The sequence below is a fragment of the Actinomadura sp. NPDC048021 genome (assembly GCF_040653135.1).
Lineage (GTDB): Bacteria > Actinomycetota > Actinomycetes > Streptosporangiales > Streptosporangiaceae > Spirillospora > Spirillospora verrucosospora.
Genome location: NZ_JBEZJQ010000033.1, coordinates 49,110 through 71,368 on the forward strand (window position 1 = coordinate 49,110; position 22,259 = coordinate 71,368).

Sequence of the window (22,259 nt, forward strand, 5' to 3'; positions counted from 1 at the left end):
GTGCGGCGGCAGCGACACTAGCGAGCCGCACGGACATTCCCCTTCCCCCTCAAGCCCCGATCAAGGTCGGACGCCTGAATGCGAGAACCATCCCGGCGCGTCGCTCGCTTCGAACGTGTGTTCGTATTAGCTTGTCGTCCCGTGCTGATCGATGAACCGGTCTCGGCTGAGACCACGCCCACGGGCCGCCCCTCCCACATCACCGGCCCCCGAGGCCGCTACCACGTGCGCCGCGTCCTGGAGGAATGGCAGGCCCCGGGCCAGGCGAGGTTCTACCGCCTCCAGGTCGCGACACCCGACGGCCCCGCCATCGCCGAGGTCATCGCCCCGCACAGCCCGGGCCCCTGGACCCTCCACCAGGTATGGCCCTGACCCGTCACCCTTGGTCCCAATCAAGCCAACCCACCCGCACGCGGACGCCGTCCCCAAGCCGAGCACCCAACACCCCACCCAGCCGCACTTCCGCCCGTCGGCCGAGGCTCCCTCAAGCCACCAGATGGGCTCTGACATCCCAGGCCCGATACACGTCGCCTTCGCCATGGCACGGCGTCCGACCAGGCCGGTCCCGCTTGTGCGCAGGCGCCATCTCTGGCGTCGGCGTCCAGCGACACCCGTAAGTCGCGCTGCCCACTGGGGGCCGGTGGTTCCTCTAACCGTCGGGTGTGGTCGTGACGCTGCCGGGCTCGGTACCCGTTGTTCACCACGGTTCGGCCCTCCGGACAGGCCGTGGCCATCGGTGCGCGGATGCCGTATCCGGGGGCGGCGTCCAGCGACGCCCGTCCGCCGTGCTTCCTGCCCGGCGGTCGGGGTCCCCTTTCAGGGCGTCTCGCGGCACGACGCTGCCGACCTCAGCGATCCCGCTCCAGTCGGCCTGCAGCCTGTCCGACCTCGGGTCGGGGCTTCGGACGGCCGGGCGGCGATGACGTCCGGGCCGCGAACGGGCATGGTGCCGACCGCCATGGCGGCGGGTGTGCCTGTGCCGGTCCCGCGCTGCCGTGATCGACAGATCTTCATCGACCTTCTTGTGCGAACCGGGCCTTGGCGGGGCGCACGCGGGCGGCGAAGATCGGCGCCATGGATCTGCTGGAGACTCTGGTCGGCAAGGGGCTGCGCCGTGAGCCGCTGTCCCGGGCCGAGGCGCTCGCGGTGCTGGAAACCTCCGATGACGAGTTGCTCGACGTGGTGGCCGCCGCCGGCAAGGTGCGCCGGCACTGGTTCGGGCGGCGGGTCAAGCTGAACTACCTGGTCAACCTGAAGTCGGGGCTCTGTCCTGAGGACTGCTCCTACTGCTCGCAGCGGCTGGGGTCCAAGGCGGGGGTCCTGACCTACACCTGGCTGAAGCCCGAAGAGGCGGCCGCAGCGGCGGAAGCGGGCGTCGCCGGTGGTGCCAAGCGCGTGTGCCTGGTGGCCAGCGGGCGCGGTCCGACCGACCGGGACGTGGAGCGGGTCGCCGGCATCATCTCGGCGATCAAGGAGCGCGACGAGGACGTGGAGATCTGCGCCTGTCTCGGCCTGCTGTCCGGCGCGCAGGCGGGGCGGCTCCAAGAGGCCGGCGTTCATGCCTACAGCCACAACCTGAACACCGCCGAAGCCGCGTACGCGGACATCTGCACCACGCACGAGTTCAGCGACCGGGTCGACACCGTGCGGCAGACCAAGGAGGCAGGCCTGTCGGCCTGCTCAGGGCTGATCGCCGGCATGGGGGAGAGCGACGCGGACCTGGTGGACGTGGTGTTCGCCCTGCGCGACCTGGACGTGGACTCGGTCCCGGTGAACTTCCTGATCCCGTTCGAGGGGACGCCGATGGCCGAGAAGTGGGCCCTCACCCCGCAGCGGTGCCTGCGCATCCTGGCGATGGTGCGTTTCGTCTGCCCGGACGTGGAGGTGCGTCTCGCCGGCGGCCGGGAGATCCATCTGCGGACGCTTCAGCCCCTCGCCCTGCACGTGGTCAACTCGATCTTCCTGGGCGACTACCTGACCAGCGAGGGCCAGGCCGGCAAGGCCGACCTCGACATGATCGCCGACGCGGGCTTCGAGGTCGAGGACACGGCCACCACCACACTGCCCGAACACCGAAGGCGCTCGAAGACCCCCGCATCCGATGACGAACCCGAACGCGAACACGCTCATGGCCGCGCCGTCGGTCCTCCACGCCCCTCCCCGCCTGCCCGAGCCGATCTGGTAACGGTGCGCCGCCGCGGAGCCGGCACCACTCTGCCCCCCAACGCCTGACCCCGCGCCAGCAGGGAGAGCGACGGGAGGTGCCAGCCGGAAGTGGTGCGGGCGCTGTCGGCTGAAGGAGCGACGGGAGGTGCCAGCCGAGAGAGCCACTGGGAGTGCCAGCCGGGGGAGGCGCGGGTGGCGCTAGCTGGGGAGCGCGTGCGGCGCTAGCTGGGGGGCTGCGGGCGGTGTCGGTCGAGCGGGCGCGGGTGGCGCTAGTTGGGGAGGCCATGGGCGGCGCCGGTCGAGGGAGCCACGGGGGCACTGGTCGGGGGAGCCACGGGGGCACTGGTCGGGGGAGCGACGGGCGGCGTCGGTTGGGATGGTCGAGTGCGTCGCTGGCTTGGTCGATGCGGTCGACCGGGTGGCGAACTTGATTGCCTGGGGCGGTGAGTTCGCGAGCCCCGGCGCGCGCTGAACCCACCGATTTCACACCAGTACTGCTGGTCCCCGAGGCTCGGCTGCTCGGCGCAGGCTTCTTGCCTTCGACCGGGTCGCCGCTCTGCGGTCCGTCCGCTCCTCGTGGCGTGGCTCCTCAGGCTACGAGGGGGTGTGTCTTCGTCTGGCGAGGGAGACTCTCAGCGCCGTGAACCGTGCTTGGCGCCGACACGCTCTCGCCGGGAGCGGCGCCCCGGGGCATGACCCGGGTACGCCGTCTCGGCGGGCGCCCGGTACAAGGACGGAACACGGCGCACCGGGTTTGGAGGTGCCCTGGGTGTAGCTGATTGCTCGGAGGTCAGTGGGGGAGGCGAAGGACGAGGCGCTTGGAGAAGCCACCTCGGTCCGCCGCTTTGGCGGCGCGTCGCTCCTCCAGTTCCTCGGGTGAGAGGCCGTGGAGGGCGGCGAGGGCGTGAAGCACCTCCAGAAGGTCGGCGAGCTCCGCGGGGTCGTCGGACGCGATGTATTCGCCGGCCTCCTCGTAGAGCTTGTTGCGCAGCAACGCCCCTTGTTCCCCAGGGGCCGCGGTCCGTGTTTCCGGGGAACCGCCCGCGTCCCGGATGATCTCGGGGATCCGGTCGCGGACGAGCTTCTCGGATCGGCGCCCGTCCCCGGTCTGGTGCACGGTCCCGCCGTGGCGCCGATCCAGGGACTGGACCCACTTGAGGGCGACCGCCGCCGTCTGGATGAGTTCGTTGCGGAGACTTCGCGGATCGGACTCGGCCAGCGCCTCGTAGAACTCCTCGGTGAGGATGTGACGCCACGTCAGTTCGCCACGCGACCATGCCGCGGCGCATTCCTGCTTCGCCTCCTCGGCGGGTGCGATGAAGCCCGGGCCGGTTCCGTCAGGGAACTCCTGGACGCCCCACTTCCGGTCTTGGGCTTCCCGTTCTGCCGCCACGTCCGCCAGCGCCCTCGCGAGCGATCCCGGTGCCTGCTCGGTCTCCATGCCCGACGACGTTAGCCACTCGGATGGCCCGCCATGGCGTGGTCCGGTTCGCAGCTGAGCAGTTCATGGAGGATGGGCGGGAGCTCGTCCCACAGCCATTCGTTCAGCGTGCCCGGAAAGTCCGCGGGCGGGCGTACGGCCAGGCGGTGCGGCGTCACCTCGGTGATGTGTACGGCGAGAGGGCCGTCGTCCCACATGGACTCGCGGTTGCCCCAGAAACCGGAGAAATCGGCGCTCGTCAGCAGCAACTCCGCAGGCAGGGCATGCTCTCCCGGATGCCTGCCGAGTGGCAGCAGCCGTTGGGCGGTGGTGCGCAGGACGTTCAGCGCGGCCAGGTCGTGCGGGCAGGCGACGCCGGTGATCTGCAGTTCGGGCAGGCCGAACCGGCACAGCCCCCGGGTCGTGAGGTAGACGCAGGAGCAGCCGTCGATGTCGTCCTCGTCGGCGGTGCAGCGGCCAGAGTTCCGGTAGGGCGGCAGGGCGGCGCCGAGCCAGTCGTCGGCGAGGGTGAACTCGTCGAATCTTCCGAAGGGCACGACGGGCAGGACCTGGCCCGACAGTGGGTCCACCAGGACGCCGCAGACCGATTCGGCGACCGCCTTCGCCGCGGCCCGGGCGAGGTGAGGCCCTAACGGCAGGTCACCGGCCGGCAGGACGGACGTGACGGCGATGTGGTGCGTCGCCTGGCGGAGCCTTTCGGTGTCGTCGGCGTCCGCGCCGGTGATGCCGGAAAGGTCCCAGGGGGAGCTCGCGGCGGGGTGGCACGTGAGCGCGAGTCGGGGAGAGCCGAGCCTTTCCGAGATCGCCGCCGCGAAGGAGCCGGAGAACCTCCGGAGGATCGCCGCCGCCAGGTCGTCGGGGTTCCTGTCGGTCGCGACGACGAAATCGGCGGTCGTCTCTTCGGGGACCGTGATGGTGACGCGCATTGCAGCCTCCTCGTGGCAGGTGGACCGGCGTGCGAGGTCCAGCATCGGGGAGGCCGCCGGGCGGGCCGAGGCGAACGGGATTCTGTGGATAAAGGCAGCCGGGCTTCTGCGTGGAAGGCTGGGGGGATGGACGCGATACGTCGGCTCGGAGTCGGGCTCGCCGCGCTGGGGCGGCCGGCCTACATCAACGTGGGAAGCGCCGGGGAACTGCCGCCCGGACGGAGCGTGGAGGCGATGCGCGAGGCGACCTGGAGCGTCCTCGACGCTGCGTACGCGGCAGGCGTCCGATGGGTGGACACTGCGCGCTCCTACGGCCTGGCAGAGGAGTTCCTTGGCGGCTGGCTAGAGGCACGTGCTCCCGAAGGGATCCGCGTGTCGAGCAAGTGGGGCTACGCCTACGTGGGTGAGTGGAAGACCGACGCGAAGGTGCATGAGGTCAAGGAGCACAGCCTTAGCCGTTTCCAGACCCAGCACGAAGAGACGCGAAGACTTCTGGGCGGGCACCTGGCCGTTTACCAGGTGCACTCACTCACCGAGGAGAGTCCGCTGTTCCAGGACGTCCCCCTGCAGGAGGCTCTGGCCCAGTTGGCCGGTGAGGGGGTCCGCGTCGGGTTCTCGACGTCTGGACCACGGCAGGCGGACACGATCAGACGTGCCATCGGGTTGGAGGCGGCCGGTCAGAGGCTGTTCAGCACGGTCCAGTCGACGTGGAACATCCTGGAGACCTCCGCTGAGGACGCGCTGCGCGAGGCCCACGAAAACGGACTGCATGTGCTGCTGAAGGAAGTGCTGGCCAACGGCAGGCTCGCTGTGCAGCCCCCCGTGAGGGTGCAAGACGTCGCGTCCAAGCACCATGCGGGGCCGGACGCTGTGGCTCTGGCGGCGGCGCTCAGCAAGCCTTGGGCCCGGACCGTCCTCATCGGCGCCGTGAGCCCGGCCCAGTTGCGGGCGAACCTCGCGGCGACAGAGGTGCTCCTCGACGAGGGCGACCTGGAGGAGCTGGCTGGGCTGAACGTCCCGGCGGAACGCTACTGGGCCGAACGGAGCGCGCTTTCCTGGGCGTGAGCGGTCGGACGAACCCCCGTGCCGTGGCACGATTTGAGCACCCTCACCATGATCGGATCGCCGTGCCCCCGCAGCCCGAACCGCCCCAGATGATCGGCCCCTACCGCGTCGTCTCGCGGCTCGGTTCCGGTGGAATGGGCGAGGTGTTCCTCGGGGCGTCGCCCAGCAGGCGGCTGGTCGCCGTGAAGGTCATCCGGCCGGAACTGCTGGACGACCCCAAGTGGAGGGAACGGTTCCGCCGCGAGGTCACCTCGGCCCGCTCCGTGAGCGGTTTCTACACGGCGCCCGTCGTCGACGCCGATCCGGACGCGCCGCAGCCGTGGCTGGCGACGCAGTACATCCGCGGTGTGAGCCTCTCCGCAGTCGTCCGGGAGAAGGGGCCGCTCCAGGAGCAGACGGCCTGCCGCCTGGGGGCCGGACTGGCGGAGGCGTTGATCGCGATCCATGGGGCGGGGATCGTTCACCGCGACCTGAAGCCGTCCAACGTCCTGCTCGCCTCTGACGGTCCTCGAGTCATCGACTTCGGAATCGCCCGGCTCTTGGACGCTCTTCCGCTGTCGCGTACAGAGATTCTGGGGACGCCCGCGTACATGTCACCGGAGCAGGCTCTCGGCGATCCCGTCCATCCGGAAAGCGACGTGTTCTCCCTGGGGTCGACGCTCGTCTACGCGGCGACCGGTGCGGCACCCTTCGGTGACGGGCGCAAGGTTCGAGGACGCATCGTCTACGGCGAGCCCGACCTAGCCCTCCTGCCGGCTCCCATGCTGGGGCTCGTCACGCGCTGTCTGTCGAAGGACCCAGGGGAACGTCCGACACCCGAGCAGATCCTCGTCGCCTTGAGCACGTTGCTGGACGCGCACTACGGCGAGGAGTGGCCACCACTGGACGTCGAGCAATTGATCGACGTCCGGGAACGGACGCTGGTGGAATTGACAGCGGACCAGCCCACCTTGCGTGAGCCGCGCCCTGAGGACGTGCACGGGCCGATATGACCTGCCGGCCCTGGCGGCAGGGCTGAGATTCTTCTCACTTTCCCCGTCTGCACCGGCGCGGCGCCGGACGGCCGCCGTGGCATCCTCTCCCGGCGCGCGAGATCATGAGAACGCCTCACCGGCCGACCGGCCGGGACGACCGGTGGGGAGGGCGAATTCTGGTCGATCGCTGCTGACCGTCCAGCTTTCTGCCCAGGCCAGTCGGACGAGGCGTTTCAGGTCAAATCGTCCCGTTTCGCTATGCGGGCGGGACGGTCGGGTCGCCGCGTCCGCGAGTGCCGGTGGAGCGGGCATGGCGAGTCGTGAACGGCTCGCGCGCCCGCGCGACCGGCCGGTCCGCCGTCAACGGGGACGGCCCGGATCAGCCCCTGTGATCACGTGGATACGATGAAACCGGAACGTCTACGCAGGTGTGGACGCAGTTGGGAGTGAGCGAGTATGTCGGATTTCGAGCTCGACCACGCGGGCGGCCGCATGCCTCTGGAGGTCAGCGAGGCGACCGAGGGTCCGTCGGGGCTGGTCGTCGGCAGTCTCCTCAAGGAGACGGGCCATGTCACGCTCGATCCGGGCTTCACCAACACGGCGTCCACCACGTCGGCCATCACCTACATCGACGGTGAGGCGGGGATCCTGCGCTACCGGGGCTACCCCATCGAGGAGCTGGCGGAGAAATCGTCCTTCCTCGAAGTGGCCTACCTGCTGATCTACGGCGAGCTGCCGACGGCCGACCAGCTGAGCGCGTTCACCGACAGCGTCCGCCACCACACGCTGCTGGACGAGAAGTTCCGCGCCTTCTTCTCCGCCTTCCCGCGCCGCGCACACCCGATGGCCGTACTGTCGTCCGCGGTCAGCGCCCTGTCGACGTTCTACCAGGACAGCCTCGACCCGTTCGACCCGGAGCAGGTCGACCGGTCGAGCATCCGGCTCATCGCGAAGCTCCCGACCATCGCGGCCTACGCCTACAAGACGTCCAACGGCCAGCCGCTGCTCTACCCCGACAACTCGCTCGGGTACGTGGAGAACTTCCTGCGCATGATGTTCGGCCTGCCCACGCAGCCGTACGAGATCGACCCGGAGATCGCGCGCGTGCTGGACATGCTGTTCGTCCTGCACGCCGACCACGAACAGAACTGCTCCACCTCCACCGTGCGACTGGTGGGCTCCAGCCAGGCGAACCTGTTCTCTTCGGTGTCCGCGGGCGTCGACGCTCTGTTCGGCCCCCTGCACGGTGGCGCCAACCAGGCCGTCCTGGAGATGCTTGAGCGCATCCACGACAACGGCGACGACATTGACTCGTTCGTCGAGCGCGTCAAGAAGAAGGAGCCCGGCGTCAAGCTCATGGGCTTCGGGCACCGCGTCTACCGCAACTACGACCCGCGCGCCGCCGTCGTGAAGAAGGCGACGGGCAAGGTCCTGGACGCGCTCGGCAAGTCCGACCCGCTGCTGGACCTGGCCATGCGCCTCGAAGAGGTCGCCCTCAGCGACGACTACTTCATCGAGCGCAAGCTGTACCCGAACGTGGACTTCTACACCGGCGTCATCTACAAGGCGATGGGCTTCCCGACGAACGCCTTCACGGTGCTGTTCGCCCTGGGCCGGCTCCCCGGCTGGATCGCCCAGTGGCGCGAGATGATGAACGACCCGTCCACAAAGATCGGGCGTCCGCGCCAGGTTTACGTGGGGCCGGGCGAGCGCCACTTCGTGGAGCTTTCCGCTCGCTAGCGGCGGTTCCCGGGCGCGGCCCCGGGACGGCGGGAGTGCGCGTGCGGCGGGCGGGGTCCCCACCCCGCCCGCCGCTTGATCATCTTCGGCGGCGCGGCCGGGTTAGCCTGGGGGCGACGACTCCCCAGCGGAAGGCGCTCCCCCATGCCCTCCATCGCCGAGAGCAGCCTTGTCAGCCTGGATTTCTGGTCGAAGCCGCAGGACCGACGCGACGAACTGTTCGCCTCCCTGCGGGCCACGGAAGGGCCGGTCTTCTGCCCCGTAGCGGACGAACCGGGGTTCTACGCGATCGTCCGCTACGAGGAGGTCGCCGAGGCGAGCCGGAACCCCCAGGTGTTCAGCTCGCAGCCGACCGCGGTCAGCCTGGTCGACCCGCCCCCTCAGGTAGCCGCCTACACCGGCTCCATGATCAGCATCGACGATCCCCGGCACGCGCGGCTCCGCCGGATCGTCTCCCGCTCGTTCACGCCGCGCCTCGTCCAGCGGGTCACGGGGGACGTCGCCGTCCTGGCCCGCCACATCGTGGACGAGCTGACCGAGCGCGGCCCGTGCGACTTCGTCGAGCACGTCGCCATGCCGATGCCCTTGCGGATCATCTGCTCGATGATGGGCATCCCGGAATCCGCGTACGACGACGTCATCGACGCCACGAACGTCATCACCGCCATCGGCGACCCCGACTACGTCGGCCCTGACGGAGCCGAAAGGACGGTCGTCCTCAGGGAGAAGTTCTCCCTCCTGCACGCACTCATGGCCGATCTCGGCCGCCTGCGCCGCGAGAACCCCGCCGACGACCTCGTCACCGCGCTGACTCATGCGAACGTCGACGGGGAGGCCCTCGACGACACCGACCTGGGCCGCTTCTTCTCGCTGCTGGTCGTGGCAGGGAACGAAACGACGCGCAACGCGCTGTCGCACGCCCTGTGCCTGCTCACCGACAACCCTGAGCAGCGGGACGTCCTCCTGGGGGACCTGGACGTCCGGCTTCCGGCCGCCGTCGAGGAGATCGTCCGCTACTCCACCCCGGTGACGTGGATGCGCCGGACGCTGACCCGCGACCACGAGCTGGGCGGCCACGTCTACCGCGCCGGAGACCGGGTGGTCCTCTACTACAACTCGGCGAACAGGGACGAGAGCGTCTTCAAGAATTCGCACGCGTTCGACGTCACGCGCTCGCCCAACCCGCACTTCGGTTTCGGCGCCCCCGGACCGCACTTCTGCCTCGGCGCGCACCTGGCCCGCCGCGAGATCACGGCGCTGCTACGCGAGCTGTACACGCGACTGCCCACCTTGCACGCCACCGCGCCGCCCGTCCGTCAGCGGGCGAGCTTCATCAATGGGATCAAGTCCCTGCCCTGCGCGTTCTGAATCCCACCGAAAGGTCTCGGCCTGCCGCAGGCGTTGCCGTCCCTCCCGTGGCGCGGCACCGGTTATCCACAGAAGCGCGTTCTAGTCGTTCCGGCGACGCCCGTGCCTGAGGCTGAGTCGCGTTCACGTCAACGCGACAAGAAAGGCCCGGCCATGCCAGAGATGACGCGCGCCGATCACAGCGCCAACCAGCTCGCCACGCTTCTCGGTCTCGCCCGCTGGCAGATGCGCCTCGGCCTGGAGCACGGGCTGCTCCCGGAACCCGACCTGGAGGGGGACCGGTGGTCCGCCGCCCTCGCCGAGGGAGCCCGCGGCCGGAGCGAGGAGATCGTCACCCGGTTCGGCGACGAGCCCCCCATCGGCTCGGCGAAGGCCGCCGCGCGGCTGGCGTCCCGGGTGGGCCTCGACGTCGAGCGCGGGGACGTCGAGGTCCTGGTAGCCCAAGGCGACCTCGACGTCATCAGCACCTTCCGCGGCTTTCCCGTCTACCTGCTTCGCGATCTCGACCGGCTCGATCCCGACTCCGTGCGCCGCGTGGTCGCCACCAGGAAGGGCCCGCTGACCGACACCGTCGACGCCGGCGGAGCGGCGACCATCCTCGGCTGGCACCGCAGGACCTTCGACCGGATCGCGGTCGAACGGGGCCTTGAGACGGACAGGCTTGGCCGTTACGCACTCTCCGACGTCCGGGCGCTGAGCGCGGACGAGGATCTGACCCGCCAAGTGGAGGAGGAGCAACGAAACTTGGTCCTCGCTCGAACACGCCGGTCCGAGGCCCGAGTCGAAGACGTGATCCGCGCCTGGATCCTGCGGTGCTCTGCCTTCCTGGACGGCGACGCCGACCAGCCCCCGGACACGGCGCCCGTAGGACGAGCGTTGAGAAGCCTCACGACGATCAGGGCTGATATTGCGAAACAACGAGAACCCATGCCCTAGAACGCGCCGAGAGACTGCCCCGCAAGGGAGAGCGCCCGGACGGGCAGGACAAAGCGATGAGGACCCGGGAGCGGCGCTCGGTGCGATCTCCAAGGCGCCTCACCATCGAGGGACGCGCGAAATGGGTGTCCGTCTAACCACGTCGGGAGGTTGAGCGGCGACGGGTCGGTGGCTTCTGGGTGTCCTTCTGCTGGGCCAGCACCTTCAGGAGGCGGTCACGGGCTTCCGTGCGGGACATCGCCGGAAGGCGGGAAGGGAAGTTGGACGCCACGGCGGGAGGCGCCTCGACCAGCCCCTCGTCGTCGATCACGGCCTGGTCGCCCGTCCAGTGACCGAGCAGGACCGCGAACACGGCGTCCGGATGGTGGGTGAGGAGTGCCATGATCCGCTCGGCCTCTTGGGCGCAGTCGGCCACCAGCAGGAGACGACGCCCCTCAGTGACGCCGCTCCTCTCGCGGATGGCGAGTTCGGTTTCCAGGTACGCGAGCGCCGCGTCGAGGTTCCCCGGGATGAACAGCCCCGCCGGATCGTCGTCGAGCAGCTCATCCTCGGCCAGCCCGAAGAGAGTGATGGCGTCGGGCCGCGGGACGACGACCAGTGAGTTGTCACCGTGTACGTCGAGAGCGGTCAGCGCCAGTACCCGCGCGGTGGACGTCGCGCCCGGCCCCATGAGCCCAGCGGGCGGCGTGGCGAACGGGTTGAGCGCAGGACGGTAGGTGAATCGCACGGGCTGCGGGTCCTGGGCGCTAGGCGCGGGCACGGGGGCAAGACCGGCGGTAGCGGCAGTGTAGATGCGATGCCGGAACGGATAGCACATCGCTGCTGCGGCGGGGAGAAGCAGGCTGAGAAGCAGTACCGGTTGCAGCGAGGAAGGACGTGAATCGACCTCGTCGGCCTGTTCGCGCGGTCGGACCGGAGCGGAGGCCACGGATGTGCGTTTGGGGGTGCTCCGAGAGGGGCTGGGAGACGGGGGCGCGCTTCTCGGGCGGACCGGCGCCGCAGGACGAGGAACAACGTTCTCGCGCGGGTGCGGCGATGGCGCCTTGTGCTCCTTCTTCGGCTTCCGGTCGTAGCGCTCGCCCCAGCGAGGCAGATCTCGGCCGTGGCCCGAACGTCTCCGAGACCTCTCGTACATCGCCACCCATGCCTCCTTGCACTTGTGCGCGGCGTACCGGTCGCCGACGGCGTGGCGACAGACGGGCGGGACGGGCCTGCGCGGTTCCGGCTCGGTTCCGGCGGCCGCGTCGGACGGAGCCGCCGCACCGATACTGATGGCGCCGGCCATGGCGGTACATCCCAGGAACCCGCACGTGCAGCGGAGCCATTCGCCGAAGGCGACGGCAAGTTTGGGATGTGCCAGGAAACGGTTCATCTTCGCCCCGGGGGATCGCGTCGGTCACCGTGTGAATGCCGATCGTAGCCACTTTGGCTACGGAGCGTTGAACATTGCCCACAGTCGGCTTCTGCGATCGGACCGAGCCGTTGCCGCCGCGCGAGTGACTGATATGTATGACAGATTCCGGATCATCCCGAAATGCCGCTTCGCTGCCCCTGGCCCCGCCCGCCGGCCCGCCAAAGCGCTGAATTCCCGTGAATTCAAAGGGATGCGCGAGGAGGGGGATCGGTGATAAGACAACCCAAGCGACGACACCCCGGATGATCAGTGCCTGCTCGAACCGCCTGAGGAGTCCCCCGAAGTGGCATGCTCGGGTGACGGCATGGTCCCAAAACTGTCACTCGCTGTCACTGAGACCAATGGCTGAACTCCTCCCGGTGGTCGCCACTCCCGACCCGGCCAGGAACGCAATGATCGCGCGTCCCGGACGAAGACGAAGTCGCGCGTATTCACCTTCACTCCAGGCCGGACCGGCCACATAGACAGGCGTCGCCGCAATCGACTTGCCGCCGCCCTTTGTTCGATTCCCCCCACCATCAACCCCCAAGACCCCCGATGCGCTTGTGCGCCTGCCAGCGCGACGGCCTGTCGCTGCGCGACCGGCAGCTGCTCAACCTCGCCGCCCTCACCGCGATGGGCGGCGTGGATCCGCAGCTCGCCGGGCATGTGCGGACCTGCCTGCGGCTCGGCATGGCCCGCGAGGAGATCGTCGAGGCGCTCGTCCACCTCGCGCCCTACATCGGCGTCCCGAAGACCCTGGCCGCCTGCGCGTGGCGGCGGCGGAACTGTGAGGATCAGGACGGTCCTCGGCGACATCGCCCCCGGCGACCTCGGCGTGTGCGACGCCCACGACCACCTCTTCATCCGCTCGCCCCGGCTGCCGGGCGAGGAACTCGACGACCCCGCCCCAGCCGCCGCCCAGCCCCACAACTTCGCCCAGGTCCGTGCCTTCGCCCAGCTCCGGGCCTTCGCCCGCCTCGGCGGCGGGGCGGTCGCCCAGTGGACCCCCCACGGGATGGGACGCCGCATCGACGACCTCGCGGACGTCTCCCGCGCCACGGGCGTCCACGTCATCGCCGCCACCGGCCTGCACCAGGCCACCCACTACGACGCCGACCGCTGTTCCCGGCGCTGCCGGTGCTGCGCGACGAGGGAGCGGTGGCGGCGGTGCGGGGCGCCCCAAAGCCGGCCTCCGCTGGAGAGCGTTCGGCTGCCAGCTACACGCGAAGCCGACGTTGCGGCCAGGTGCCGCATGGATCATGAAACCGCCGCTGTGGTCCCAGCGCCGAGCCAATTGCCGTCGACACGAGCCCGTCGATGCCGCTGGCGCGCCTATTGGCCGTGATCCGGATACCGTGCCGCGGTCGCAGCACTTAGTCCAGATTGCGGATTGGCGCGCTCGCTGCCGTGACCTTCACCGGCCCGCCCGGCGACGCCGCCACCATGTCGCGTGCCAGCTGCGGCTCGCCCATCCCGGGACGGCTTCGAGGACGGCGTCTGCGGTGGGGGCGTGGGCTGGTGGCGGCTGCTCTTCTTCTAGGGCGCTTTTGGGGGGGTGCCGCTGAGGCTGCGTGCCGGTGGAGTCAGGCTGCTTCGGGGAGGGGGTGGGGTGTGGGGGGTTCTTGGGTGTCGTGGAGGCCCATTGGGAGGGTGTCGCCCCAGAGCCAGTCGTTGACCGTGCCTTCGAAGTGGGCGGGAGGGCCTACGGCGAGGAGGCGGGCGGTCAACGGGGAGAGCTGGACCTGGAAGGGGGACGGCGGAGTTAAGGGGACGCGGCGGGTTGTGCCCCAGAAGTCGTTGAAGTCGCTCTGGGCCAGGTCGAGGACGTCGGGGATCGTTCGGTCGCGGACGGCCGGGCCGGTGGCCAGCCAGGACCAGTGGTCGGTCAGGAGGCGGCGGGCCGTGGTGCGCAGGACGTTGAGGGCGGTGAGGTCGTGCGGGCAGGCGACGTCGGTGATCTGGAGCTCGGGGAGGCCGAAGCGGCGCAGGCCGCGGGTGCGCAGGTGGAGGCAGGCGCAGCCGTTGACGCCTTCCGGATCGACGCCGGGGTCGGCGGCTGTGCAGCGGCCGTTGGCGCGGAACGGCGGTAGGACGTCGCCCAGCCACCGGTCGGCCAGAACGAAGCGCGTCCTCTCGTGGGCGGACGGCGTGAGGACGTGGCCCGTGACCAGGTCGGCGACTATCCCTCCGGTGGCTTCGGCGATGGCGTACGCGGCGGCGCGGGCCACCTGGACCGCTCTGGGCTGGTCGGTGATCGGGGCGAAGGCGGTGACGACGGCGAACTGCTCGGCGTCGTTGAAGGCGCGCGCGAGTTGCCGGTCCTCTGGTCGCGCCGCCTTGATCTGCCCCGGGTCCCAGCGGAGGTGGGCGAGGTCTTCACGGGCGACCTGGAGTTGGCGCGTGCCCAGGCGTCCGGCGATGTGGGAGAGATAGGGGCCGTCCGCGGTTCTGAGAAGGTCGGCGGGGCCGTCCGGGACGGTGGTGGCCGCCACGGCGAACCGCGACGTGGTGGTGGACGGGACCGGGAACGTGATCGTGGCCATGGGACTCCTCCTCGCCTTGCGGGACGTGCCCAGCTTGCGCGGCCGTCCGGGCGAGCGACAGGAGAACCGGGTTCTGTGGATAACCCGGCCGGCTGGGGCGGCTGTGAGGGCCGTGAGCGGGCGGGGTGGCGTGCGCGGTGGAGCGGGCCGGGCTCGTGGGGGAGGCGGGGTTCCGGTCTTGGGGCTGCCGGAGCGGGTGATCCGGCGGATCGGCCGGGAGGCGCCGGTGACAGACACGTCTGTCTAGCTGCGACACGCCGTTCGCCATGGAAAAGACCAGCTTCGGCCGAATTCGCGGTGATTCGCGCGGCATCGACGGCGCAATCGGGGGGAATGTGTACGTTGGGGAGATCAACACTGCTGTGAGCTGCGGGGACGGGCCCCGCCGCCCAGCCTCGGAAACAGGAGGTCCCCGTGGCTCGAACACTGTCGAGGGGCACCCGTGTCACCGGTGCCGAACGCACCAGGCTCGCCGCCGAGCTCGCCCCGCGGTACGCGGCGGGCGAGAGCATCCGCGATCTGGCCGCCGAGACCGGCCGGTCGTACGGGTTCATCTACAACGTCCTGAAGGAGGCGGGAGTGCCGCTGCGCGGTCGGGGCGGCAACACCCGGCGCAAGAAGGACTGACCCGCTCCCAAGCCCAGCGAGACAAGGAAGAAGCGAGCACATGGCCGGACGTCCCCCTCGCCCCCCGGGGGGACCCCGCGCGCTACGGACCGCGGAACGCGCCGGTGACCTCGGAGCGCCCGTTCAGGCTGGCGAGGTCGGCGGCCGCCCGCCCGGCCACCCAGCCCTCATAGTTGGAGACCGAACCCGCCCGCCCCTTGGCGAGGTCGGGGAACATCGTGTCGACGGCCTGATCGACGGCCTGGTCGCGCGCCGCCAGCACGGGAAGCAGATCCTTCCCGCCGGCGCCCGCGGCGGCCCTGTCCGCCGCTCCCCGCAGCCGCTCCCCGATGCGGACGGCGTAGGCGTTGAGGAACGCGTGGCGGAACGAACGCGTCCGTGACCGTCCCCGCGCGTCGCGTCTGGGACCCGCGTGCACCATGGCGGACGTCGCCTGGACCAGCAGGGACGTGAACAAGACCTCCACCGCGGCCAGATCGGCCGGGAAGCCTAGGACGGTGGAGAACCCCAGCTCCCGATGCCAGATCGCGCGGCAGTGGTTGGCCTCGGCCACCACCGTCAGCAAGACCGCCTTGGGCGCGTCGTAGGGACTGTCCACCGCGATGCGGCGTCCGTCCGGGCCGCTCATGTCGCCTGACTCCGCGGCGATCAGCGCGTGGTCGATGCTGTGCCGGGCCATCAACTCCTGGGCACGTGTGCTGAGCGCCTCGGCTTCCTCGGGGAACTCGGTCGATTCGGCCTTGGCGAGGAGCGCGCGGACCCGTCCCAGAATCCGCTGATCAAGGTCAGCGCGCCTGTCGCCGCCGATCCCGGACTCCCCGGGAGGCCCGCTACGGGCCCTCCTTGAACCGGATGTATCCCCTCCAGGTCGGGATGTCCCCGTGGGGCCCCGGGCGTTCCCTGCGTCAGAACGGCTCCCACTTGAGGCACCGTAGCCGGGCTTGCCGGGGGGCGGGGTGATCGGAGGAAGCTTTGGAAGGGTCTCCAGGAGGTGGATGAGTTCGATGGCGCAGGCGACGTAGGTCGCGCGTTCGGCGCCTTCGCGGCGGCACCAGTGGGACGGGTGGGAGCCGTCGTCCGGCCACCACACGTCGGCCTGGATGGCGGCCAGTTGCTCGGTCCAGCGATCGTCGACCGCGCCGGGGGAGTAGGTGCGCGCCTCGTGGGCGATCGCGTCGGTGGCCAGGCGTGCGTGGCGGGCCGTATGCCGGCGGGTCGTGAAGCGCACCAGGTCGGCCGGTTGCCAGCCGCGCTGCCAGGCGGAGGCGATTCCGTGCCGCAGCCGGTCGGTGAGGCAGCGGTCGGTGACGGCCGCCCAGTCCGGGGTGCCGGGACGGTCGGCCAGTTCGCCCACGAGCCGCCGGAACGCGGCGCGGTCGCCGCGCGCGAGTGATCGCACCGCCTCGTCGGCGGCGAGGGCGGCCGAGGCCTCGAACGTCCGGCCGTACCGCCCGGTCTTCCGCACCGCCACTCCCGCCGTCCGACGTCGCCGGGGACGATTCTCCCATCCGGCGGCGACGAGGCTCGCCGCTGCCCGGCCGGAACGAGCAAAGCCTGCGTCGGGTAGCTCCTGCCGCAGGACGGGCGAACTCGTCCGAATCCTGTTCGGTCTCCGGGGCGGCGGACCGCGCCGAACCGGACTTGGACAAGGGGCGGATGGACCGCCGCCACATGCGGACATGACACTATGAGCGTGGACAACTTCGAATAGTGATCAATCCGATATCTTGATTGATTGAAAGATCCACCAGAGTGGCGCAAGCTGTCCCAGACGTCTGGAATGCCCCGCCCGTTCCTTCCGACCGACCGCCGACAGGACACGACTGATGTTCGAGATCTGGGAGACGAGTGAGCCCGCGCGGCTCATCAGTGACGCGGGGAGCCTGAAGGTCGCACTGGAGAAGGTCGACACCATGTGCCGGCTCAGGCACGACCAGGCCGCGGCGCACGTGGGCGAGACCGGCGAGGGCTACCACTTCGAGATCAGGGACCACGACGGCAAGGCGCTGGCGCGGCTGAGCTACGTCCCGGACACCTCCCGCGCGTACCAGAGCGTCGTGGTCGAGGAGATGCGCGGTCAGGACGGCGCCGGCTAGCAGCAGCCTCTCCGACAGCCCCCGGCCGTCGTCCGGGGGCTGTCGCATGTGCGGCCGGAGGCGGGCTCGTCACTCCTCGACGGTGACGACCGCTTCCTTGGCGTTCGGCTCCATGAAGCGCAGCATCGCTTCGCCTTCGGCCTTCAGCTCCTTGACGGCCGTCCGGGGGAGAGCCTCGAACGGGCGCATCCGGAGCGTGGCGACCTTGCGCTTGTACTCCGTCTCCCAGATGCCGCGCGCGAACCCGTCCCAGATGAAGACGGCGCGGACGCGCAGGTTCTTGGTCGTCAGCATGGGGCGGTGGTCGTCGGCTATGACCCGTCTGCGGTCGGAGTGTGCGAGGACGAGGCTGTCGAACTCGGGCAAGAACCGTGCGGGGGCGGGGACGGCCTCATCCGGGCGCGGTGCCTCCGGCAGGTCGAACAGAACCCGGCCTTTGTCGTCGGTGAAGGTGCGCAGCCTCGGGCGAAGGCGTTCCAGAGCCTCACCGGTCGAAGACAGGCCGGACCACGTCTGCGCGTCCGCGGCGGACGCCGGTCCGTAAGCGGCGAGGTAGCGCAGCATCAGTTCGTCGATGGCGTTCTCGGCGTCCGGCCCCGAATCCAGCCACGAGTCGGCGAGCGTGAAGCGCGACGTGCGCGGGAAGCCCCACCTGTCTTCGGTCGGCACCATGACCAGAGGGACGCACAACCGGACGGCATAGCCGAGAGCACGGTCGTTGACGTCGGGGAACTCTTGCTGGAGCAGTGCACGTATCTCATTGAACGTCAGTGGCTCTCTCTGCAAGAGAGAACGTGCGGCGGGGACCACCTTCTCCAGGTCGAGTCCCTTGGCGCGGTCGCCCAGCACACGCAGGCCACCGTCCAACATCGGCTGCATCGCGGTACGGAATGCCGTGTAGTCCGCGCTCGTCACCAGGTGCAGGGTGGCGCGCATCATGGTGGCGCGAACCAGCTCCCGGTCGTGCAAGGCAGAGTGCAGATCGGATGCCTGGAACCCTTCGATGCGCGTCCACAACCCCAGGAACGGCGGTTTGGGCTCCTGGGCCTGCATCCCGCACAGCCGCCCTACCGCTTCGGAAACGGGGATCGGCTCCCGTGCGAGCAGCGTCTGCCGTGCCAGGGTGGCCCGGTTGAGGGCGCGGACGCTCAGGGTCTCTGTCATCCGTCCAGGATGCCGTGTTGACCGGTCTACGTCGTATCGTGCCGGCCGAGCGTGAGCGTCAACCGCGACAAGGCAAGAGGACGGGGCCGCTGGCCCGCCCCCGAGCCTCCCTGCTTCATGGCCGGCGCGGACGCAGTGCCGATCATGATTGCCGGCTCCCCCTTCCGCGTCACGCGGCGACGCGATGGCCCTTGCGTGGTCGAGGCGTTCGCCGCCGCCGCCCCTGGGGTCGATCGATGCGCGGTGTGACGGAGATCTCCGCTGCTGAATCTTCCCCAGAATCCGAGGTGCCGCCTGCGTGGCCAGGGAAGTACGCACCGTGCAGGACGCCCTCTGTCGTCCCGGTGGGCGAGGGAGGCGACCGCGGGATCCGCGCTGGTCAAAGCGTTGCGAAGGCCCGGTGTGCGCGTCTTGGCGTGATCGATAACGAGCGACCGACGCCAGGGTTACGGCGGGATTTTTCTTGAAATGCACGTGCATCAGCCCTTGCACCTGCACGCCATTCCTAGCAGGATTGCCCCGGACCCCCGCACGTGAACTCCCCGGAGATCGCGATGACCGCACACTTGAACGACAGTGACCGACAGGCGCTGCGGCTGGCCCAGGATCTCCGCGAGGAGATGCGGGCGGCTCTGCCGCAGTCGCCGGCCCCGCCCTCGGTGTCCCCGTTCGTCGATCAGACCGGGATGCCGAGCGTCCTGCTGAGGATGGACGCCGAGACGGCCCGCGCTCTCATGGCCGTGCTGGCCGAGCGTCGCGGCGTGGCGGCGGAGCAGCGCCGGGCCGACGGCTCGCATGTCCCGCCACCCGTCCCGCCGCCCGCGGCCCAGGCCGTTCCGGCGGCGCAGGGCCCCGTCGTGGCGGCTCTGCCTTACGGTGAACCCGCCTACGGCCAGCCTCCGTATGCGGAGGCGCCCTATGCGGAGGCCCCGTACATGGAGTCGCCCTACGCGGGAGCTCCCTATGCGGAGGCGCCCTACGTTCCGCCGCAGCCGAGCCCCGCCGTGTTCACCGGCGGCACCGGCCCGACCCCGCTCGTGCCCTCGGTCTACCCGACGCACTGACGGCTGACGACGTCCCGCGCGGCTCGCGGCCGTGCGGGTCTGCGGATGCGCCGTGCGGGTGTACGGCGCCACGCGGCCCCGATCATGCGGGCCGCTTCCCTTTTGCGGTCATACGTACGCTGTGACGGCTCCAGCGTGCACGTCTGCGGCCACGCGACTTCAGCGCCCATGAGGCCCGGGCTGTTCCCGCGCCCGGTGGCGGAGCGGTCCCGCCGGGCCGGAGCGCGGGTGGTCCAACCGAAGTAAAGATCTTTCTTGGTGTGGAACCGGCGCCCGGCGACTGGCCCTCAGCCCCGACGGGAAAGGCGTTCCGCCCCAGTTCGGGGTTAAAAGATCTACCTTCTCAAAGGTAAAGAAATCCCCCGTTTGGCGAAAGCACGGTAATGCCGTATATAGTCATCCCCAGGTCAGGGTCAAAGAAGCCTTGACCTGGCCAATCGCATAACCGCCGCTTCCCGCCCGCCAGGCGGGATCACTTTCGCCGAACGCAGCCGTACCATGCAGCGGCCGCGCACCGTGCTGGGCCCGTGAGCCCCCGGTCGGCATCCTTCCCGCTTCACCCGAACCCGTGTCATCACGCACGTCCGAGCCCGGTCGTGCGCGGCTGAGCGCGGGTGCGGTCCACCATGCCCGTGGATCGTTCCAAAGCGGGTCTCTTTCGCGGCGGCATCTCCCGAGTCTCGAGTCTCGGAGCCGTTCACCCCTGCCCGGAAACAGGCGCGTGACCTGCGTGTCCTTCCCGTGCCGAGCGGCAGCCCTGTACCCCGAACGAAGGATCCCCATGCAGCAGCGAGCGATCAACGTCATCCTGACCGGCGTCACCGGCACCGCCCTCGCGGGCATGATGGTGGCCGGTGTCGCCGCCGCGAGCGATGACTCCGCTCCCAAGAAGCAGTTCCTGCCGCAGCAGGCCGTGGCCGCGCAGGAGCACCAGACCCCCGAGCGGCCCGCCGACAAGGGCGCGCTGGGCGGGTTCACCGTGCCGAGGGCCCCCGTGAAGGCCGAGGCCGACACCAAGGCCGGCGCGAAGGCCGAGCCGAAGAAGGCCGCCAAGCCCGTGAAGAAGGGCCCGAAGGCCCTGCTCAGCGGCAAGACGACCGCGTCCTACTTCTGGGACGACGGGTCCGGAGTGAACGGCGACACCGGCGCCCCCGCCGGCGGCAAGCCGATGCAGAAGGGCCTGTTCGCCAGCCCCAGCTGGCCCATGCACACCAAGGTCAAGGTGACCTACAAGGGTCGCAGCATCACCGGCTTCGTCGGGGACCGCGGGCCCGGCGAGCCGTCCCACCGGGGCGTGATGCTCGACCTCGACACCTACACCTTCCGGTACCTGCTGGACGGCAAGAAGCCGGCGAGCAAGTACGACGCCGGCTCCGGCGAGGGCCACCTGAAGGGCGTCAAGTGGGAGGTCCTTTCCTGGGGCTCCGGCGCCGGGAAGAAGGGCAATCCCCGGCCTTTCGGCTCATGACATGAGGCTGGCGGACCATTCGTGAAACGGCTCACAGCGCGAATGTGAGCCCGGCCACGACCGGTTCGCAGGGCCTCTCCAAGACCCGGCGCAGGGCTGCCGGTGCATGGAAAACGGGGATTCCCCGGTATCGAAAGATCACCGGGGAATCCCCATTTTCAGCGTGCCCGCGTTCTCGCGCGCCAGCTCCCGCGACAGCTGTGCCACCGCGTCGTGGTCCTCCAGGACGGGCGCCGCCGACGCCCTGGAGGGAGACCGGCTCACCGAGCCGGAGCTGAGCCTTGCCATGAACGCCGGTTTCGCCGACCCCCTCTAGGCGGCCAGGAGGGGGATGACGGGAGCGAACGCCTCCATGGCCGCGTCCGGGACCTGGTAATAGGTGAACCCGAAGCGGTCGCGGCGGGCCAGCATCTGCTCGGCTATGTGCTCAGGCGGGCCCACGAACTGGGACGGCATGCCGAGGACGAGTTCGGTCGACGAGGCGCCCCAGCCGCGCGTCACCGCGACCTTCGCGGCGGCGCGGCGGGGGTCGGGGCCGAAGGCGGGCGTCACCATCATGCTCAGCTCGACGTCCCGGTCCCCGGCGGCCTCGCGGACCCAGTCGACCTTCCGGGCGATGGTGTCGGGAAGGCGCTCGGAGAGCTCGTCCGAGATCGTCCCCTCGGGCAGGGCGCGGGGAAGGATCCCGACGGTGTCGGCGTAGCGGCCGGCGATGCCGAGCATGCGCCGGCTGCCCGCGCCGACGACGAGGGGCGGGCGCTGCTCCGGACGGGGGAAGACCGTGAGGCCGTCGATCGTGTAGTGCTCGCCGGTGAACGAGGTCTTCTCGCCGCTCAGCAGGCCGCGCAGGATCCGCAGCGACTCCGCCAGCCGCCCGACCCGCGTCCCGGGCGGGTCGAAGGGCATCCCGGCGGCCGCGTACTCCTCGCGCAGCCAGCCCGCGCCGAGGCCCAGCTCGAACCTCCCGCCCGACAGGTGGTCGAGCGTCGCGGCCTCCTTGGCGAGCATGACCGGGTGCCGGAAGTCGTTGGACAGCACCATCGTGCCCAGCCGCAGTGTGCTCGTCGCCGCCGCGGCGGACGCCAGCGCCACCATGGGCGCGAGCTGTTCGCCGAACGGCTCGGCGACGAAGTGGTCCCGCAAGGTCAGGACGTCGTATCCCAGCTCTTCGGCGCGGCGGGCCGTGCCGGCCAGTTCCGCGCCCGAGCGGATCGACTCGCCCACCACGCCGAAGCGGAAGTTCCTGTGCATGTTCCGAGCGTGCCCCGTGGCAGGGCAGTCTGGC

The 22,259-nt window shown here is 70.1% G+C and carries 20 protein-coding genes and 1 pseudogene; 14 read left to right on the plus strand and 7 right to left on the minus strand.

The genetic code is table 11. From position 1 onward, the window contains the following. Nucleotides 1-141: 141 nt before the first annotated feature. Together AB0C87_RS37455 and bioB are read left to right on the plus strand one after the other, a co-directional pair. Nucleotides 142-372, plus strand: a complete 231-nt coding sequence (locus tag AB0C87_RS37455; RefSeq protein WP_353832652.1) for a hypothetical protein — start codon at nt 142-144, stop codon at nt 370-372. A gap of 702 nt (nt 373-1,074) precedes the next feature. After that, entirely contained in the window at nt 1,075-2,232 is a 1,158-nt protein-coding gene (bioB, locus tag AB0C87_RS37460; RefSeq protein WP_360581575.1) for a biotin synthase BioB, read from the plus strand. Between the two features lie 724 nt (nt 2,233-2,956). Here bioB and AB0C87_RS37465 read toward each other — a convergent pair. Continuing rightward, entirely contained in the window at nt 2,957-3,607 is a 651-nt protein-coding gene (locus AB0C87_RS37465; RefSeq protein ID WP_360581576.1) for a nucleoside triphosphate pyrophosphohydrolase, read from the minus strand. 11 nt (nt 3,608-3,618) lie between these two features. Further along, on the minus strand, nt 3,619-4,533 hold the full coding sequence (locus tag AB0C87_RS37470; RefSeq protein WP_360581577.1) for a hypothetical protein: 915 nt from the start codon (nt 4,531-4,533) through the stop codon (nt 3,619-3,621). Nucleotides 4,534-4,659: 126 nt separating this feature from the next. Here AB0C87_RS37470 and AB0C87_RS37475 point away from each other — a divergent pair, with 126 nt between their 5' ends. The 5 genes from AB0C87_RS37475 (at nt 4,660) to AB0C87_RS37495 (ending at nt 10,616) form a co-directional block, all read left to right on the plus strand. Continuing rightward, nucleotides 4,660-5,598 (plus strand): aldo/keto reductase, encoded by a 939-nt coding sequence (locus tag AB0C87_RS37475; protein ID WP_360581578.1) that lies wholly within the window; start codon nt 4,660-4,662, stop codon nt 5,596-5,598. An 89-nt stretch (nt 5,599-5,687) separates the two neighbouring features. Next, complete coding sequence (locus AB0C87_RS37480; RefSeq protein WP_360581579.1) at nt 5,688-6,590, plus strand: serine/threonine-protein kinase; 903 nt, start codon at nt 5,688-5,690, stop codon at nt 6,588-6,590. A 438-nt stretch (nt 6,591-7,028) separates the two neighbouring features. Beyond that, entirely contained in the window at nt 7,029-8,312 is a 1,284-nt protein-coding gene (locus tag AB0C87_RS37485; protein WP_353832657.1) for a citrate synthase, read from the plus strand. Between the two features lie 144 nt (nt 8,313-8,456). Beyond that, nucleotides 8,457-9,680: a cytochrome P450 gene (locus tag AB0C87_RS37490; protein ID WP_360581580.1), complete on the plus strand. Its 1,224-nt coding sequence runs from the start codon at nt 8,457-8,459 to the stop codon at nt 9,678-9,680. 153 nt (nt 9,681-9,833) lie between these two features. Next, nucleotides 9,834-10,616 (plus strand): hypothetical protein, encoded by a 783-nt coding sequence (locus tag AB0C87_RS37495; protein WP_360581581.1) that lies wholly within the window; start codon nt 9,834-9,836, stop codon nt 10,614-10,616. A 133-nt stretch (nt 10,617-10,749) separates the two neighbouring features. On the opposite strand, the gene AB0C87_RS37500 is transcribed toward AB0C87_RS37495, so the two are convergent. Further along, the gene (locus AB0C87_RS37500; protein WP_360581582.1) at nt 10,750-11,544 is read right to left on the minus strand and encodes a hypothetical protein; all 795 of its coding nucleotides are present in this window, start codon (nt 11,542-11,544) and stop codon (nt 10,750-10,752) included. A gap of 1,023 nt (nt 11,545-12,567) precedes the next feature. Here AB0C87_RS37500 and AB0C87_RS37505 point away from each other — a divergent pair. Both AB0C87_RS37505 and AB0C87_RS37510 read left to right on the plus strand, forming a co-directional pair. Next, nucleotides 12,568-12,774 (plus strand): annotated as a pseudogene (locus tag AB0C87_RS37505) (carboxymuconolactone decarboxylase family protein); the annotation flags it as partial. Between the two features lie 25 nt (nt 12,775-12,799). Further along, the gene (locus AB0C87_RS37510; protein ID WP_360581583.1) at nt 12,800-13,357 is read left to right on the plus strand and encodes a hypothetical protein; all 558 of its coding nucleotides are present in this window, start codon (nt 12,800-12,802) and stop codon (nt 13,355-13,357) included. A 238-nt stretch (nt 13,358-13,595) separates the two neighbouring features. Here the strand turns inward: AB0C87_RS37510 and AB0C87_RS37515 are convergent, their stop codons facing one another. Next, on the minus strand, nt 13,596-14,555 hold the full coding sequence (locus AB0C87_RS37515) for a hypothetical protein (protein WP_360581584.1): 960 nt from the start codon (nt 14,553-14,555) through the stop codon (nt 13,596-13,598). 414 nt (nt 14,556-14,969) lie between these two features. On the opposite strand from AB0C87_RS37515, the gene AB0C87_RS37520 reads away from it, so the two are divergent. Then, nucleotides 14,970-15,182 carry a helix-turn-helix domain-containing protein gene (locus AB0C87_RS37520; protein WP_021594883.1) on the plus strand — a complete coding sequence of 71 codons (213 nt, stop codon included), beginning with the start codon at nt 14,970-14,972 and terminating at the stop codon, nt 15,180-15,182. An 82-nt stretch (nt 15,183-15,264) separates the two neighbouring features. On the opposite strand, the gene AB0C87_RS37525 is transcribed toward AB0C87_RS37520, so the two are convergent. Beyond that, on the minus strand, nt 15,265-16,647 hold the full coding sequence (locus tag AB0C87_RS37525) for a DUF2786 domain-containing protein (RefSeq protein WP_360581585.1): 1,383 nt from the start codon (nt 16,645-16,647) through the stop codon (nt 15,265-15,267). A 361-nt stretch (nt 16,648-17,008) separates the two neighbouring features. Here AB0C87_RS37525 and AB0C87_RS37530 point away from each other — a divergent pair, with 361 nt between their 5' ends. Next, nucleotides 17,009-17,278, plus strand: coding sequence for a hypothetical protein (locus AB0C87_RS37530; RefSeq protein WP_179834387.1), 270 nt, complete (start codon nt 17,009-17,011; stop codon nt 17,276-17,278). A 69-nt stretch (nt 17,279-17,347) separates the two neighbouring features. Here AB0C87_RS37530 and AB0C87_RS37535 read toward each other — a convergent pair whose 3' ends face one another. Beyond that, nucleotides 17,348-18,442 (minus strand): winged helix DNA-binding domain-containing protein, encoded by a 1,095-nt coding sequence (locus AB0C87_RS37535; protein ID WP_360581586.1) that lies wholly within the window; start codon nt 18,440-18,442, stop codon nt 17,348-17,350. Between the two features lie 554 nt (nt 18,443-18,996). On the opposite strand from AB0C87_RS37535, the gene AB0C87_RS37540 reads away from it, so the two are divergent. From AB0C87_RS37540 to AB0C87_RS37550, 3 genes are all read left to right on the plus strand, one after another. Next, complete coding sequence (locus tag AB0C87_RS37540; RefSeq protein ID WP_345171740.1) at nt 18,997-19,506, plus strand: hypothetical protein; 510 nt, start codon at nt 18,997-18,999, stop codon at nt 19,504-19,506. A gap of 781 nt (nt 19,507-20,287) precedes the next feature. Further along, nucleotides 20,288-20,974 carry a hypothetical protein gene (locus AB0C87_RS37545; protein WP_345171742.1) on the plus strand — a complete coding sequence of 229 codons (687 nt, stop codon included), beginning with the start codon at nt 20,288-20,290 and terminating at the stop codon, nt 20,972-20,974. 163 nt (nt 20,975-21,137) lie between these two features. Continuing rightward, entirely contained in the window at nt 21,138-21,290 is a 153-nt protein-coding gene (locus AB0C87_RS37550) for a hypothetical protein (RefSeq protein ID WP_360581587.1), read from the plus strand. Here AB0C87_RS37550 and AB0C87_RS37555 read toward each other — a convergent pair. Further along, complete coding sequence (locus tag AB0C87_RS37555) at nt 21,287-22,225, minus strand: TIGR03621 family F420-dependent LLM class oxidoreductase (RefSeq protein ID WP_353832667.1); 939 nt, start codon at nt 22,223-22,225, stop codon at nt 21,287-21,289. The two genes, AB0C87_RS37550 and AB0C87_RS37555, sit on opposite strands and share 4 nt — an antisense overlap. Between the last annotated feature and the right edge of the window lie 34 nt (nt 22,226-22,259).

Coding starts and splice junctions, on each gene's coding strand:
- bioB (WP_360581575.1), top strand. CDS start 1,075: ATGGATCTGCTGGAGACTCTGGTCGGCAAGGGGCTGCGCCGTGAGCCG.
- AB0C87_RS37465 (WP_360581576.1), bottom strand. CDS start 3,607: ATGGAGACCGAGCAGGCACCGGGATCGCTCGCGAGGGCGCTGGCGGAC.
- AB0C87_RS37470 (WP_360581577.1), bottom strand. CDS start 4,533: ATGCGCGTCACCATCACGGTCCCCGAAGAGACGACCGCCGATTTCGTC.
- AB0C87_RS37475 (WP_360581578.1), top strand. CDS start 4,660: ATGGACGCGATACGTCGGCTCGGAGTCGGGCTCGCCGCGCTGGGGCGG.
- AB0C87_RS37480 (WP_360581579.1), top strand. CDS start 5,688: ATGATCGGCCCCTACCGCGTCGTCTCGCGGCTCGGTTCCGGTGGAATG.
- AB0C87_RS37485 (WP_353832657.1), top strand. CDS start 7,029: ATGTCGGATTTCGAGCTCGACCACGCGGGCGGCCGCATGCCTCTGGAG.
- AB0C87_RS37490 (WP_360581580.1), top strand. CDS start 8,457: ATGCCCTCCATCGCCGAGAGCAGCCTTGTCAGCCTGGATTTCTGGTCG.
- AB0C87_RS37495 (WP_360581581.1), top strand. CDS start 9,834: ATGCCAGAGATGACGCGCGCCGATCACAGCGCCAACCAGCTCGCCACG.
- AB0C87_RS37515 (WP_360581584.1), bottom strand. CDS start 14,555: ATGGCCACGATCACGTTCCCGGTCCCGTCCACCACCACGTCGCGGTTC.
- AB0C87_RS37530 (WP_179834387.1), top strand. CDS start 17,009: ATGTTCGAGATCTGGGAGACGAGTGAGCCCGCGCGGCTCATCAGTGAC.
- AB0C87_RS37535 (WP_360581586.1), bottom strand. CDS start 18,442: ATGACAGAGACCCTGAGCGTCCGCGCCCTCAACCGGGCCACCCTGGCA.
- AB0C87_RS37540 (WP_345171740.1), top strand. CDS start 18,997: ATGACCGCACACTTGAACGACAGTGACCGACAGGCGCTGCGGCTGGCC.
- AB0C87_RS37545 (WP_345171742.1), top strand. CDS start 20,288: ATGCAGCAGCGAGCGATCAACGTCATCCTGACCGGCGTCACCGGCACC.
- AB0C87_RS37555 (WP_353832667.1), bottom strand. CDS start 22,225: ATGCACAGGAACTTCCGCTTCGGCGTGGTGGGCGAGTCGATCCGCTCG.